Consider the following 14,127-nt stretch of genomic DNA (forward strand, 5'->3'; position numbering starts at 1 on the left):
TCTCGGATCCATCAACAGCGATGGAGTCCATCCCTCGTACAGGACCGTTCTCACCCGGCATCGCAGGTGCACGCGCGCAGCCATTCATCTGAGAACTTACTTCTGCTTCCGAAGTGGAGGCATGAAGCTGCCCCGCAGGCCTGTGATATTGGGGACAAACCTATGTCTTGGTCAACATCTTTTTCCAATCATTTGTAAAAGGCCCAGGCCACCGGAAGTGTGCAAACAATTGCACACTTTTGGGCAGAGCTGAAGGAGAACAGACCACGCGTCACCGCGGCAGAAGAACTACGACGGGCGTAGACTCAAGTCGGCGTTCCTCGGATTCTTTTCGAGGTCGCGAGGTCTAAATGGGACTTGCGCGCGCATTTAGAAAAGTGCGTTCACTGCCACGCAGCTTTCGTTATGCGCGAATGGTGGCGCGCGCACTTAAATCACGCCGTCATCCCATCCTCGCCCACATCATCCCGATCCGACGTTGCAATCTCGCCTGCGCCTATTGCAACGAGTATGACAAAGTCTCCAGCCCGGTGCCCACAAGGGAGATGGTACGCCGCATCGATCTTCTCGACGCCTTGGGAACGGAGATCATTACATTCAGCGGTGGAGAACCGCTATTACACCCCGATCTCGACGACTTGATCCGGCGTATTCGCAGCCATGGTCGTATCGCTACCCTTATTACCAATGGATATCTGCTTACTCCAGATCGCATTCGGCAGTTAAACCGCGCCGGCCTGGAGCACTTGCAGATCAGCATCGACAACGTGAATCCCGATGACGTTTCCAAAAAGAGCTTGAAGGTTCTGGATCAGAAGCTGAAATGGCTTGAAGAGCATGCCCAGTTCGCCATCAGCATAAATTCCGTAGTGGGGGCCGGAGTAAAGGATTCCCGAGATGCGCTCATCATTACACGACGTGCTCTGGAACTGGGCTTCGATACAACCGTTGGAGTGATCCACGATCATGGCGGTCAACTGCAACCATTGCCAGAAGCGGATCGGGCTGTTTACGAGCAGATCCAAAACGAGCGAAAGCCGGGATTTTGGGCATTCTCGTATGACAACTTATTCCAGAAGAATCTGATGGCCGGAAAGCCGAACGACTGGCAATGCCGTGCGGGAAGCCGATACCTCTATATCTGTGAAGATGGACTTGTTCATTACTGTTCGCAACAGCGAGGGTACCCTGCAATTCCATTGGAGAAGTACACCTTCGAAGACCTGGACCGTGAATACTGGACGAAGAAACCGTGCGCTCCTTATTGCACTGTTTCCTGCGTGCACCGGGTAGAAATGATCGATATGGTTCGGGTGGATCCTCGCACGGCTCTGAAGAAGTTCTTTCCGCCGGGGGCACAGGGTGAAGCCCCCAACCTCCCAGTGGGCATAAAAATCCTCTCCTCACTGTTTCTCCCACCGGAGACTGACAGACCTCAGAGTGGAGTAACGAAAGCCGTGGCCGGCGCGGTAATGAGAGTGCTTGGAATCAAATGAGCAAGCCATGCCAGATACATCGCCAGCGCCAGAACCGCTCCCAGCAGGACATCGACGGCGTAGTGATACCTTTCCACGACGGCGGCTACGGCAATCCAGAGGGAGATGACCAGGAAGAAAATTCCTGCCGCCAAGACTCTGTGCAATAGGAAGAGGGATATTGCCAGGGAGGCGGCGACGTGCGCGCTGGGGAAGGAAATCGCATGGATGCTTCCATGCTTCTGAATCCATAGGTTGAAGATCTTGCTTTTCGTGGCCTGAGATTCCTTATGTTCTGATTCGAGAAAGCGAGGGGGCATCGCGGGCACAAAGGGTGTGATGGCATAGCAGAGGTACGTCGGTAAGAGGACGAACGCCCAAAAAGAGTCTGCTTCGCGGCTTAGTCCAGCCGCGTAGAGTGTCGCCAACCCCAGGAGCGGCAGCGGATAGCACAGCATGTAAGCCCACTCCATGGAGAGATGGGCAAACCGGCCGAGCGTCCAGCCGCTATGCGACGCGAAGTTCCATAGCCTGCGATCCGATTGCATGAGCCATGCCTGAATCTTCTCGTTCGGTCCGAGGAAGAATTGGCCAGTCTGCCAATAAGGGATGAGCATCAAGACCGCGGGCAGCCAATCACGGAGAATTGAAACCTGAACCGGTGCGAGGATGTACACGGACAATCGCGCCAGCGCGATGACGAAGATTGCGCCCGCGGCGAGCGAGGTTATGATCAATCGCCGACGGGCAGCAAGCGGGTAAACCCATGCCGCCACAGCGAATATGCTGGCGAAGCCTGCCTGGATCCACTCCGAAATTCGCATCGATCTCCCAAGATCTTTCTGTGGCCGACCTTACTACAGAGAACGTGAATAGAGCATTTTTCCTGTTGCTGGGTATCCCGGAAGGAGCGTGCAGCGGCGTTTTCATTGAGGAAAACGCCCATAGATGCAAAAGCCCTGCACTACTACACCTACAGGAAAATACTCCAACGTATTGCAGGCGGTGCTAACCCGGGGACAGTCCCGGCACAGTGAGCTTGCGAGGCCGTCTCGATCAATTTGTGGGAACGCGCTCTTTCACAATGGAGGAATCGCCTCCAGTAATAAGGACATCAAAGGTACGTCCGTCAGGGTCACGGACCGTAGCGCTCACGACAGAGTCGTCCCTGGTCAGGCCGTACTTGTAGCTGAACACAGATCCATCAGCGAGAGTCTGCTTTGCGAGCCGCCCGCCGGCGTAGCCGTTTGTCAGTAGCAGACGAGGAGAAGCCTGTGCATTCTGCGCGACGCTGAAAGTCAGCAGGTGCTGCGTTCCGTCGTAGGTATAGGAATAAACCTCCCCTGAGGGATACGTGACTGTCGTGAGCAGGTCACGTTCGTCATAGCTGTAACGAACCACATGCCCCTTGCTGTCTTCGATTAAAACGATGCGGCCACCGGGATCGTAACTTAGATGCAGCCAGTTCTTGTTCGGAGACATCAGCAGCGTCAGCCGGCGCTCGGAGTCGCGAGTAAACTTAAGCTCTTCGCCACGGCCGTTGCGATAACCCGTCATATAACACATCGTCTTGTTATCGCAGGGAAGATACGTGGTCACTTCTCCGTCAAACCGCCTTAGTTCGTAGTGCTCAAAAGGGCCACTGTGCCAACGCATCTCCAAGAGCCTTCCTGAGTAATCCGTATCAACGTACTTGGCAAAAGCCAGCGGAACTCCCCATCTCGGGACACGAATCAGATTGTCCCGCCCGCCATCGGCATATGTGACTGAGATCTGGATATTGTCATCGGAGGACAAGAATCCATCGTAGTTATGGGTTCCGCTCCCAAATACATTCACACGCCTCCAACCATCCCGCGTAGCCCGCTGAAACTCAATCGGGACTACATCCGGCAGATTGAAGTCCATGTGCTTATCAACGAGCAATCCAAGGCGCAGGTCAAGCTGGAAGATCTCCGCTGAGGTATCGTCATATAGATCACGGCCCAAGCAGTCCCGGACCAATCTTCCCGGCGCCGCATGGATACCGTCCTTTTCTGAATAGCGAAGAAAAACACACGGTTCGCTCTCATACTGGCCCCACTTTGTTCGCATCGGATCAAGATCTGACGCAAAAATGTCTTCGGCCGGGATATCCGGATCGAGATTATTCTGCAGCACGCTTGTTGCGTCGTTGTTGAGTAGTAGATGCCAGTAGACGATTCCAACATCCTTCAGCAGGATGCGCCGCAAGCGTGCACGAAGATGCTCCTCAGAGACTTTGGGATCCACACGGAATCGCTGCCACCAGGCATCCTTCATCCTGTTGCTGGAAATGACGGCCGCACGCTCCGAGCGCACGGTAAATGTAAAGCGCCCGTTTGCATAGACGTTGTACATATCGGCGTCAGTGAAACCGATGAAGTACGCGTTGGGATCACCTGCAAGATCTGAATGTTCACGCTTCATCTGCTCGATCAACAATTGGGAAATGTACTGTGTTCGCTTGGGGTCCCAAGCTGACGGCGCCAGCCGCATCGGCGATAACAGCTGCACCTGAAGTCCGTACTTGGAACGCAGCCAATCCCCAAAATCGTTCAACGCATAAGGAGCGGTATGCGGCCCGATCTGGACAAGATAAATACGCCCATTGCCCTTCAGATCTTTGCGATCGGCTATTGGGCCCTTGTGGAAGGCGGCTCTGGAACGAGCCAAGCTTGCCTTTTTGCCCACCAAGGTAAGGACAAAGGCCACAGAGGACAGCCCCACGCATACCACCAGTAGAAAAGCTATGACGAGCAGGACGATCCAGCTCAATCGACGCACAGGTTTTGCTTCGCCGTTCGTGGGCGGCACGCCTGCGGCTTCACAGCGTGAGCAAACCCCTTCATGCATCCATGTATTGCATCGCGGGCAAGCTTGGCTTGGCGGCATGCCCACAATCATGCATCAAGGTTTATTGAAAACAAAGGATTAAGCGATCTGAGTTTCCGTACCCGTCATACGAGGCAAAGCATCCACGAGAGCGTTCCCTGTTTTGGATATCCCGAAAGGACGTGTAGTGGCGTTTTCATTGCGGAAAACGCCACTACACGGAAGGCTCTAGTCGTCGTTGTCGTGATACTTTTTCGCGGCTTTGACGAAGGGGCCGGGCATCAGCACCTTGTCTTCGCCCGGATAGGGACGATCCCATCCTGTTGTCGCATACCAGGTCACGTGATTGAGGAAGTTCGGATCGACTGAATCTGCTTTGTCGTACTTGCCTTTCATCACCTCCGCAGTGGCCTTCAACCAGGCCTTTTGTAGCGGAGTCTCCGAAGCGTCCTTGCCGGCCTTCAAACCGGGCCCCTCGTCCAGAGCAATCACAGCAGGACAGACGTCGTAGGGCGTCAGGTCCGGCGTGTTCTGGAATGCGTCAAACATCGGCGAAGCCACCAGATCGAACTGCGTGAGCGGTTGCGTGCCCAGGATGTTCTCGATCGTGCGGTTGATATTTTCCGCGGTATAAGTCGTGTGAATCGTCTTGCCCTTCCCTGGCTCCTTCGGAGCCGCCGTATACGGGCTGATTACATAGACCGGCTGACGGTGGCCATCAACATGGTCGGTACCACCTTGCGAGTCGTCCTCCTCGACAAAAATGGCCGATTGAGCCCAGACCTTGCTATGGCTGATGGCTTCCACCATGCGGCCGAGAGCCAGATCGTTATCTGCCTGGTAGTTGATGGGATACGGATGGCCCTTCGAGGTGCCGGCAGTGTGATCGTCGGGAAGCCAAAGAATCGTGAGATTGGGAACCTGACCGGCCGCGTCCAGCTGCTGGAAGTCCTTGATCCAGTAGTCGACGCGGTACTGGTCTGGAATGTCGAGGTTGAACGGCGGATAGTGCGGATCCATGATCTTCGCCGCCGAGGGGATCGACGAAGTTACTTTGACGGCGTCATCCGGAACGATGCAGCTCTCAGCCGGCGCCTTCCCTTCCTTGCACAGTGAGGTGTTATAGAAATCGGTCCAGGTGTAGGCGGAACCGTCCGCCTTACGGGCGATGGTCGTGCCGCTGCTCCACTCGCCATACAGCTTCGACGTAAGTCCCTTGGCTTCCGCAGCTGTCCATAAGAAACCTTTCGGCGTGTAGGTCAAAGGATCGTCTGCCCCACCACCTGGATAAGAACGAATCCAGTCCGGAGACAAGATGTCATTGGAGTAGAACGATCCCGACATCCCGATCCACGGATGGCCGTCCGCGGACTGGCGGCTTGGCGCGTAGACGTTGTCGAGCAGCGGGAAGCGCTTCACGAAGGCATGCTGATTCGGCACCGCTGAGGCAAAAACCGCAAGCGCGGGAGCGCCATTGCCCCAGGCAACATCACCTAGTATCTGGTCGTAAGTACGATTCTCTTTAATGATGAGAAAGACATGCTTGATGAGTGAGGGCTCGCCGATGTGTTTGGGAACCGCAACCGCCACCGCATGGAGATCAATGTACTCTTTTCCGACTTCGATATTCGTCGTCAGGTTCCAATGATTGTTGTCAAAGACCTGCTTGCTGAGCTTCGCCAACTCGCCGGCGTTTGGCTCGGGAATCAGGTTCACGACGCCCATGTCGGCATGGGTGTTATAGTGCGGGATCCCATCCTTCATGTTCGCGATCTCCCGCGCTCCCAGTCCCTTGTCGTCAGCCACCACAAGTTGCTTCTGCGCTGTGTCGTAAGAGATGGAAGTCGGGAAATAGGCAGTCGGAATATAACCGATGACTGGGTGCGCATCACGGGTCAGGAGATTGATGACAGCCACGGCATTCGCCTGGCCCAGCGTCACATAGGCCTTCCCATCGCCGGTTACGGCAACACCATTGGGCCCAGAACCGAATACGCCACCGGCGATCGGAACACTCAGGTTAATGGCGCGTACGACCTTATCCGTCTTGAGATCAATCACCGACAAGCTGTCACTATAAGCATTGGCCACGTACAGAGTGGAGCCGAAGATCGTCATGCCGGCCGGATGCAGACCAACGGAGATCGTTTTCTCTTCCTTGCCCAGCGCGAGATTTACGACAGAGACCGTGCCGGTGAGAGTAAAGGCATCCTTACGGTCGACCACAATCGGCGTGCCGTCAGAATAGTTCGTGAAGTCAGCGCTGGTTGCCGGCCGGCCACCCTCGTTGCTGACATAGGCGTAGTTCCCCCGAACCAGGACGCTGTTCGGAACATTGCCGACAGGGATCTGGCTGATAAGCCTGGCAGGAGACGCCGTCAGGTCGATTACGCCGAGCGTGTTCGTGACATTCAACGCCACATAGGCGCGCTTATTGTCCTCAGAAAAGGCGATGCCGCCAGGGTTGATCGACTTCGCGTTGTGATAGGGACGACCGTCGGCAGGTGGCTCAGGCAAACTAACCCTCTGCGCGTTGCTCAACAAGCCTGTCTGCCGGTTTACATTCGCGATGACGACGTAATTGTTGTCCTGGCTGAAGAGGAGCTTCGTGCCGTCGGCGGAGTAGGTGACTCCCGTAAAGGAGCCCGCTGTCAGTTCTTTGGCGGAGGCTGCCGCATCCGCTGGAATGAAGCGCTGCAGAACCTTCCCGGTTACGGTGTCGAACACAATGATTGGCTGCGGCGACCCCATAAGCAGCACGGCAGCGCTGTGAATTGCTCGATTTGGATTGAGCGCAATCGCCTTGGCGCGTACGGGCGAGCCGAGTTCAACAATCTTGCCGGCCGGGGTCAGCGTCTGGTTGTCCGATGCGACGATCGAACCATCCTGCTGCAGACCCACGGTACGGTTCGGACCGCCTGATTGGGATGTTGCCCCATGCCCTGAAGCCGTAACCGTTCCGGCCGAAACCGCCTCATCCTTCGGCGCCGCGGTGTTGAAATCGGGACTGCCTGTCTGCGCAGGCGCCGCTTGACCGAACGAAAACGCCGGGCCAAGAAGTAAAGAAACAGCCAGAACGCCAACTTGCCTAGACCTTGCGAATTCCATCGAATCTCCTCTTCAACTGTTTACATCCCGCAAGATAACGAGATATTTGTTTTTTTGCCCCTGCCTCTAAGCAAAACGGCAATCTCACGGTTGTTCCAGCAATCGAATCGATCTATGCAACTTAGGGGCTGTATTGCCGGCTTTGTCTAACCCGGGCATGATTCGGCGGAATACCGCTGTCCATCGCCTGAATCTCACGCCGAGTTCCGAAAAAATATATCACCACAACTTGCAATGAATGATGAACTCCAACGATGGCACAACGATGTAAATATCGTGGGTTGGGTGCCCGCAAAACTGCCCACCGTGTGCATCATCTGCAACTTGCACTACGAAATTCCGCTTGATGGAATTTTCTCTCTAACCCTCGGTCAACCGATTCAGGTATTCCGTCGGTGAAAGCACCATAACTCCGCGCCGGGCTGAAACTGGAAAATCTTTCAAGTTACCAGTAATAAGCCACGCACCTGCCATATGGGCAAGGGAAAGAAATGGAGCATCCTTTGGATCTGGCATTAGGAGAGGCCAAGCCGGCGGGTCGGACAGATGCAGGCTTTCAGCAATCAGGAACTCCAGCCAGAATGGCGGAAAACCATAACGACGAAACTTTTCTCGCTGGGCGACTTCTCGATATTCAGCTACGGTCCACGGACTGGTCACAGTCTGAACTAGCCCCTCCAGCACCCAATCCATCACAAGTGCAGGGGCTGCACCTGTGTTAATGCCAGCAGAGATTACAACATTCGTATCAAGAACGATCAGCCTCATTTGTTCTTTCGTTGAATACGGCGAGAACGAACAGTCTTGATCTCCTGCTCGATTTCCTCTTCGCTCAGCTTCGAAGCTCGGGACTTTTCAGCGAGTCTCCAACTCTTACGCAGGCTAGCCTTTGCCAGCGCTCTACGAAGCTCGCGGTCTTCCGCAATCACATCATCGAGTACCGGGACAAGGAAATAGACAGGACCATCCTGCCCAGCCAGCAGGACTGTCTCGCCCTGTGGTACCTCTTTCAGCGCCTTTGAGCCTCGCGTACGGAATTCCCGTAAAGACACCTGTCGCATAGGAATGCCTCCGAAACCTCAGTGTAGCCATTTTGGCTACACTGAGCAAACGTATTGCCCAAGGGAATGATGCTGTCGCCTACCTTTGGCCGCCCTCGCGCACCACAATATACCGATGCTCTCTGGGTTTAAACACCTGGTTGAGATAGGTTCCCTTAGATTCGGCTGCCATAAATTCGATGTACACCTCAGGTGACACCCCGAAATACCGATACACCGATCCGTTTTGGCGAAACTCGATCTCTAACTCGTTCCGGCTCGCGTCGTAGCCAATTGAGGCGATGCTCTCCGACTCCACCGCTCGCCGCCTCATCTCTCAGGAGTACCCCCACCATGGATAAGACAGGTTCCGGAAACGGATGTACGACCTAAGCTAACTGCTCGCTCGTCTCCGCAGACGAAGGATGCTCTTCTCCCGTGACGACCCGGTTGCGGCCGGCATTCTTTGCCAGATAGAGCGCGGCATCGGCACGTTTCACCATCGTCGTCCAGCTTTCAGCTGCTCCATTCCAACTCGCCACACCCAGGCTGGCGGTAACGCCGACCTTCTTGTTTTCTACCGGCACCACGATCTGCGAGATACGCTTGCGCAGACGCTCAGCCAGATGCAACGCGGTGGCATTGTCCGTATGAGGCAGAAGAATCAGAAATTCTTCTCCACCCGAGCGGCAGAGAAGGTCCGTCCCGCGAAGCGCCGATTGCAGATCACGCACCACCAGGCACAGAGCGGCGTCACCGGCGTTGTGACCGTGAGTATCGTTCAACAGCTTGAAGTAATCAAGGTCCAAAACGACGACCGACAGCGGAAAGCCGTAACGGCGGCAGCGGGCCATTTCGCGCGCGGCCTGGGATTCCAGTGCACGGCGGTTCAAGGCTCCGGTCAGGGCATCGGTACTGGCAATCTCGCGCAGATCCAGCCCCATCTGGCTGACGAAGATCCCGACGAAGCAGAAGATCGTGGCCGCATTGAAGAGCATATTGACCGGCCACTGCGCATGAGCGATGGACTCGCCGGAGACTCCCAGAACATTGGAACGGATCTCAACCACCTGCCAGAGCAGCCGGAAGAGGGCGACCAGGGAGATCACGATACTTGTAAGAATGCGCAGCAGGCGGTTTTCTTCGATACCGAATCGCAGCAATACTTCGACACTCAGCGCGGTTTGAATCGCCAGAATCACCGAGAGTAACTGAAAGCCACGGAGCGGCTCATTCCGAAGTACGACAAACCACATCAGAAAACCGGCATAGAGAGCGACCAGAACGGCATTCGTCCATAGATGACGGGTTTTGACATGCAGGAACTCGGCGAAGCCCGTATGGCGCAGCCACAGGCTCACCGGTAGCAACAGCATGCTGAGACCGAGATGGAGATTCCTCGAAAAAAGGCCGTGGCCCGCAATCAGAGCGCTGGAGGCGCCGGCGGCAACGCACGAAACCATGAACCACCAGATGCCGCGCGCCCGCCGGTAGCTGATGTGCAGCGAGCAGAGCCCCGCAGCATAAACCAGCATGGTAAGCGCATTGATCAGCAAGAGGTTGTACGTATTCATGGCAGGAGCGGCCACACCAGAGAAACTGGCCTGATGGTGAGGCCGCAGGTCGCGGACAGCGAGATTGTAACAACGCAGGGGTCCGTCACTCCAGTACCAGTTTGGTAATCCGTTTCCATGGAAACCGTTTTGGTACTCAGGCTTCTCTTCGTTCGGAAATAACATATGATGAGAGCCGCCGGCCCGATCGGATCTTTTCGGGCGGCAATTTATCTGATGGGCAGTCGCTTTTCCGTATCCTGCAGAGCTGAGCCGCGTGGTCCAAATGTGCCAATGCAGTTTCGATGTGGAGACCAAAGACGGGATGAGCCCGAATGCCTGAAAACCCATCGACAACAACCATGTTGTTCTGGGCTGTGCTGGTGCTTGCCACCCTGCTGCTCGCATGCTGGCTGCTGCGCCTGAGCGCGAGGCGCGCCGACCTGACTCCGCAGAGGCGTCAGTTTCTGGCTGCAATCGGCGGCGCCTTACTTGCCTGCGCCATTTGGTCGCTCTACCATCTGACCTCCTTCTCTCCCGCCGGCAGCTTCGGCACACGGCACCCGGCCATCATGCTGGGAGTTTCTCTGGTTGTCGCCATGGTGGGCTGTGGACTTGCCGTGGGCAATGTCGCCCTGCTGATAGATAAGCAGGCCAGCAGCAAGGCTTCCAGCGGAATCGATGCTCTGACTGGTCTGCAGACACGGTCGCAACTGGAGATCAGTATCCGCAACAGCATCCGTCGCTGCGGCCCGGATGGAAGGTTTGCCGTAGCTCTGGTCGATCTGGATCGTTTTAAAGGCGTCAACGATACGCTCGGACACGAAGTAGGCGACCTGATCCTGCGGCAGACCGCGCAGCGCCTGCGTACCGTCGTCGGTCAACGCGAGACCCTCGCGCGTATCAGCAGCGATGAGTTCCTCGCCGTATTGCCAAAGATCGAGCAGGAAGGCGCGCTTTCCGCGATCTGCCGAAAAATCCTGCATGCAGTCTCGGAGCCGCTCACCGTCGGCAGCCACAAGATCCACATCACCTCAAGCATCGGCGTAGCCGTCTATCCTGATGACGGCGCCGACGTATCCACCCTGCTTCGCAAGGTCGACACCGCGCTCGACCGCGCCAAAGCCGCGGGACGGGGAGACTTCCGCATCTTCAATCCAGAAGTCGACAAAGCCCTGCTGGAGCGGCTGGCGCTTGAAAACGATCTGCGCCATGCGCTCGGACGCAACGAGTTCCTGCTGGCTTATCAGCCGGAGTTCGACTTGCAGACAGGTGAAGTCGTCAGCATGGAAGCTCTTCTGCGCTGGCGCAGGCCGACGGGTGAATTTATCTCTCCGGCGAAGTTCATTCCTGTCGCCGAGGAAACGGGCGTTATTGTCCCCCTCAGCCAGTGGGTTCTTGAAACGGCCTGTCGCGAGCTCAAAGACCTGCGCTCCACCCTCGAGTACAGCCCTCGCTTTGCCGTCAATCTCTCTCCCCGCCAGTTTCAGCAGGACAACCTTGTGGAGATGATCGTCTCCACCCTGGAGAAGTACGAGGTCGCTCCCGGCAACCTGGAGCTGGAGATCACGGAAGGCTCCCTGATGGATGATCCGGAGAAAGCAGCGTTCTCGCTCCACCTGCTGCGCCAGCATGGCATCGCCACCGCCATCGACGACTTCGGCACCGGATACTCCTCCCTCAGCTATCTGCGGCGTTTCCCTATCGACAAACTCAAGATGGATCGCGCCTTCGTCACCGATATCCAGGTGGATAAAGACAGCGCGGCCCTGGCGGAGTCCATCCTGCGCATGGCCCATCAACTCGGTCTGAAGGTCGTGGCGGAGGGTGTCGAACTACCCGAGCAGCTCGACCTGCTGCGCCATCTGCGTTGCGATGCCGCGCAGGGCTTTCTGCTGGCTCGGCCCATGTTCCTGCCGGAACTGACCGGGTTCCTGCTGGATCACCAGGAAAAGGGATAACCTGATCGCAGGCACGAACTCCCGTAGCCTGCACGACGTATCTTCCGCTTACAATGGCTTCACCCATGCGCCCAGTTGTTTTGCTTCTCATCTCCAGCCTCTGGCTGGCAACCACGGGATTTGCCCAGCGCACCCCTGAAATCGAAGAGGGTCCGAGCACGCCACCGAACATCCTGAAAACCCAGTCCGGCACCGTTGAGACCGGTTCCATGGGCAATGCAGCCTACCGCATCGATGTTCCGGCAAACTGGAACCACTCCCTGGTCGTCTTCTACCACGGCTACAGCGAGCGGTCATTTCACTATCGTTCTGACGCGCAACTGCACGATCAGGCCCGGCCGATGTTCCAACGCGGCTTCGCCGTGATCCAGAGCGGCTACTCCCAGACCGGGTGGGCCCTGCAGACCGCCTATCCTGAGACCGAACATCTGCGGAAGTACTTCACTAAGAAGTACGGTCAGCCGAAAGAGACCTACGTCGCCGGAGGCTCCATGGGCGGAGCCCTGACCATGATGACGCTGGAGCTGAATCCCAAGCCATATGTCGCCGGTCTCGATCTCTGCGGAGCTGTGGAACCAACCTACGAGTGGGCCTCGCGCCGATTTGCCTGGCGTGCTGCTTTCGACTACTTCTTCCCCGGCATCTTCCCTCCGCTGGTGCCGACACCGCAGGACTTCATCGAGAATGACGGCCTGCGCCAGAAGATCCTCGCTGCCCTGAAGGCAAAGCCCGCCGCCGCCGCGAGTATGCGGGATATCACCTACGAACACACCGATCTGCAGGTGGCCAACCTGATGATGTACATCACCTGGCAGATGGCCGATTTCCAGAGGAAGGCCGGCGGCAACCCCTTCGAGAACCGCAACTACATCTATACCCGATCCAGCGAAGACCCCCATACCGACTACGCCCTCAACGATGGTGTACGCCGCTACGCTGCCGACGACAAGGCGCGCAAATGGGTCGCCACGTGGTACACCCCTACGGGAAAGCTCACCCGGCCGATGCTGGCACTGCACACTGTCTTTGACCCCCTTGTACCGGCAACTCCCATGACCCTGTACGGCCGCATGGTGGAAGAGGCAGGCTTCGGCAACAACTACGTGCAAACCTACGTTCATCGCGAAGGTCACTGCACGATGAATGCCGACGAAGTCGGCCGCGCCTTCGATCAGTTATTGCTGTGGGTCCACCAGAAAAAGATCCCCCAGGCAGGTCTGTTGCGTTAGCTTCCGCACGGTCAAACTTAAGCCATCCTTAAGTTCCACAGAAATCAAGCCAAAACAGGGCAAATCAACCTGTCATTCATAGACGCCACACCTGTTATTCACATTTCTTGGCTATTTTCAGCCCATTGTGAACAACAGAATAGTTGTCTCTTCTCTGGCAATCTTGCTGTCTTTGGAGGCAGGTGGAGGTGCGCAATCGGCACCCGCGCCGGCGAAGCATACCGCCTACTACGTCAATACGCAGGTGCTGCATATCGCCGACCTAATTCCGGCGCCACCGTCGGACAACGATCCGCAGACCCGCACCGAACTCGCTGAAGTCCATCGTGTCGAAGCGTCACGTACACCGGCACAGGCTGCAGCCGCCAAGGCAGACGACGAGGAAGAGGATATCTTCGTCTTCCGCAGCGTCATGGGTCCGTCGTTTACGGCGGCAAAGCTGCCGCTGATCGCGGAGCTTTCGAACCATGTCAAAGGCGACCAGTCCGTTCTTGGCGGAGAGCTGAAGACACTATTCCAGCGCCCACGCCCTTACCAGTCGGATAAGACGCTTCATCCGGTATGCAAGCTGACCGACGTGCATAACTCCTACCCCAGCGGTCATTCACTCTCCGGCTACATGCTTGCGCTCACTCTTTCCGAGTTGGTTCCAGCAAAGCGCGATGCCATTCTGGCGCGCGCCGATGAGTATGCGCACAACCGGCTGGTATGCGGCGTTCACTATCGCGCCGACACCGAAGCCAGCCGGCGCATCGCCTACGCCGCCTTCGGCAACATGCTTGCCAATCCGAAGTTTCAGACAGACCTCGCCGCCGCACGCGAGGAGCTGCGCACCGCCTCAGGCAACACGCACTAACGCTTGCACCTGCACCTTCCGGCCCAAGTAACAACGATAAATATCAGGAGAC

At 56.5% G+C, this 14,127-nt stretch carries 11 protein-coding genes; 4 read left to right on the top strand and 7 right to left on the bottom strand.

Annotated features, from left to right (window positions below; translation table 11 throughout):
* Positions 1-350 precede the first annotated feature (350 nt).
* Positions 351-1,496 carry a radical SAM protein gene (locus FTW19_RS00255; RefSeq protein ID WP_222705512.1) on the top strand — a complete coding sequence of 382 codons (1,146 nt, stop codon included), beginning with the start codon at positions 351-353 and terminating at the stop codon, positions 1,494-1,496.
* Here the strand turns inward: FTW19_RS00255 and FTW19_RS00260 are convergent.
* The 7 genes from FTW19_RS00260 to FTW19_RS00290 all read right to left on the bottom strand — a co-directional run bounded on the left by FTW19_RS00260 (position 1,436) and on the right by FTW19_RS00290 (position 10,050).
* Positions 1,436-2,299 carry a phosphatase PAP2 family protein gene (locus tag FTW19_RS00260; protein WP_147645711.1) on the bottom strand — a complete coding sequence of 288 codons (864 nt, stop codon included), beginning with the start codon at positions 2,297-2,299 and terminating at the stop codon, positions 1,436-1,438. The genes FTW19_RS00255 and FTW19_RS00260 overlap by 61 nt on opposite strands.
* Before the next feature lie 232 nt (positions 2,300-2,531).
* Positions 2,532-4,169: a DUF6531 domain-containing protein gene (locus tag FTW19_RS00265; protein ID WP_187143178.1), complete on the bottom strand. Its 1,638-nt coding sequence runs from the start codon at positions 4,167-4,169 to the stop codon at positions 2,532-2,534.
* A 387-nt stretch (positions 4,170-4,556) separates the two neighbouring features.
* Positions 4,557-7,436, bottom strand: coding sequence for a bifunctional YncE family protein/alkaline phosphatase family protein (locus FTW19_RS00270; RefSeq protein ID WP_147645713.1), 2,880 nt, complete (start codon positions 7,434-7,436; stop codon positions 4,557-4,559).
* 360 nt (positions 7,437-7,796) lie between these two features.
* Positions 7,797-8,204: a putative toxin-antitoxin system toxin component, PIN family gene (locus FTW19_RS00275; RefSeq protein ID WP_147645714.1), complete on the bottom strand. Its 408-nt coding sequence runs from the start codon at positions 8,202-8,204 to the stop codon at positions 7,797-7,799.
* Positions 8,201-8,497 (bottom strand): type II toxin-antitoxin system Phd/YefM family antitoxin, encoded by a 297-nt coding sequence (locus FTW19_RS00280; protein WP_147645715.1) that lies wholly within the window; start codon positions 8,495-8,497, stop codon positions 8,201-8,203. Before FTW19_RS00280 ends, FTW19_RS00275 begins: the two co-directional genes overlap by 4 nt.
* A 79-nt stretch (positions 8,498-8,576) precedes the next feature.
* Positions 8,577-8,810 carry a KTSC domain-containing protein gene (locus FTW19_RS00285; protein ID WP_147645716.1) on the bottom strand — a complete coding sequence of 78 codons (234 nt, stop codon included), beginning with the start codon at positions 8,808-8,810 and terminating at the stop codon, positions 8,577-8,579.
* Positions 8,811-8,865: 55 nt separating this feature from the next.
* Positions 8,866-10,050, bottom strand: coding sequence for a GGDEF domain-containing protein (locus FTW19_RS00290; protein WP_187143179.1), 1,185 nt, complete (start codon positions 10,048-10,050; stop codon positions 8,866-8,868).
* Positions 10,051-10,364: 314 nt separating this feature from the next.
* On the opposite strand from FTW19_RS00290, the gene FTW19_RS00295 reads away from it, so the two are divergent.
* The 3 genes from FTW19_RS00295 to FTW19_RS00305 all read left to right on the top strand — a co-directional run bounded on the left by FTW19_RS00295 (position 10,365) and on the right by FTW19_RS00305 (position 14,075).
* Positions 10,365-11,990, top strand: coding sequence for a putative bifunctional diguanylate cyclase/phosphodiesterase (locus tag FTW19_RS00295; protein WP_147645718.1), 1,626 nt, complete (start codon positions 10,365-10,367; stop codon positions 11,988-11,990).
* Positions 11,991-12,055: 65 nt separating this feature from the next.
* Positions 12,056-13,219, top strand: a complete 1,164-nt coding sequence (locus FTW19_RS00300) for an alpha/beta hydrolase (protein ID WP_246153499.1) — start codon at positions 12,056-12,058, stop codon at positions 13,217-13,219.
* A 127-nt stretch (positions 13,220-13,346) separates the two neighbouring features.
* Entirely contained in the window at positions 13,347-14,075 is a 729-nt protein-coding gene (locus FTW19_RS00305; protein ID WP_147645720.1) for a phosphatase PAP2 family protein, read from the top strand.
* The last annotated feature ends 52 nt before the right edge of the window (positions 14,076-14,127 follow it).

It is taken from the genome of Terriglobus albidus, assembly GCF_008000815.1.
Lineage (GTDB): Bacteria > Acidobacteriota > Terriglobia > Terriglobales > Acidobacteriaceae > Terriglobus > Terriglobus albidus_A.

What these genes read in the sequence shown, in the direction of transcription:
- FTW19_RS00295 (WP_147645718.1), top strand. Translation starts at nt 10,365, where the DNA reads ATGCCTGAAAACCCATCGACAACAACCATGTTGTTCTGGGCTGTGCTG.
- FTW19_RS00270 (WP_147645713.1), bottom strand. Translation starts at nt 7,436, where the DNA reads ATGGAATTCGCAAGGTCTAGGCAAGTTGGCGTTCTGGCTGTTTCTTTA.
- FTW19_RS00300 (WP_246153499.1), top strand. Translation starts at nt 12,056, where the DNA reads ATGCGCCCAGTTGTTTTGCTTCTCATCTCCAGCCTCTGGCTGGCAACC.
- FTW19_RS00290 (WP_187143179.1), bottom strand. Translation starts at nt 10,050, where the DNA reads ATGAATACGTACAACCTCTTGCTGATCAATGCGCTTACCATGCTGGTT.
- FTW19_RS00280 (WP_147645715.1), bottom strand. Translation starts at nt 8,497, where the DNA reads ATGCGACAGGTGTCTTTACGGGAATTCCGTACGCGAGGCTCAAAGGCG.
- FTW19_RS00255 (WP_222705512.1), top strand. Translation starts at nt 351, where the DNA reads ATGGGACTTGCGCGCGCATTTAGAAAAGTGCGTTCACTGCCACGCAGC.
- FTW19_RS00260 (WP_147645711.1), bottom strand. Translation starts at nt 2,299, where the DNA reads ATGCGAATTTCGGAGTGGATCCAGGCAGGCTTCGCCAGCATATTCGCT.
- FTW19_RS00285 (WP_147645716.1), bottom strand. Translation starts at nt 8,810, where the DNA reads ATGAGGCGGCGAGCGGTGGAGTCGGAGAGCATCGCCTCAATTGGCTAC.
- FTW19_RS00275 (WP_147645714.1), bottom strand. Translation starts at nt 8,204, where the DNA reads ATGAGGCTGATCGTTCTTGATACGAATGTTGTAATCTCTGCTGGCATT.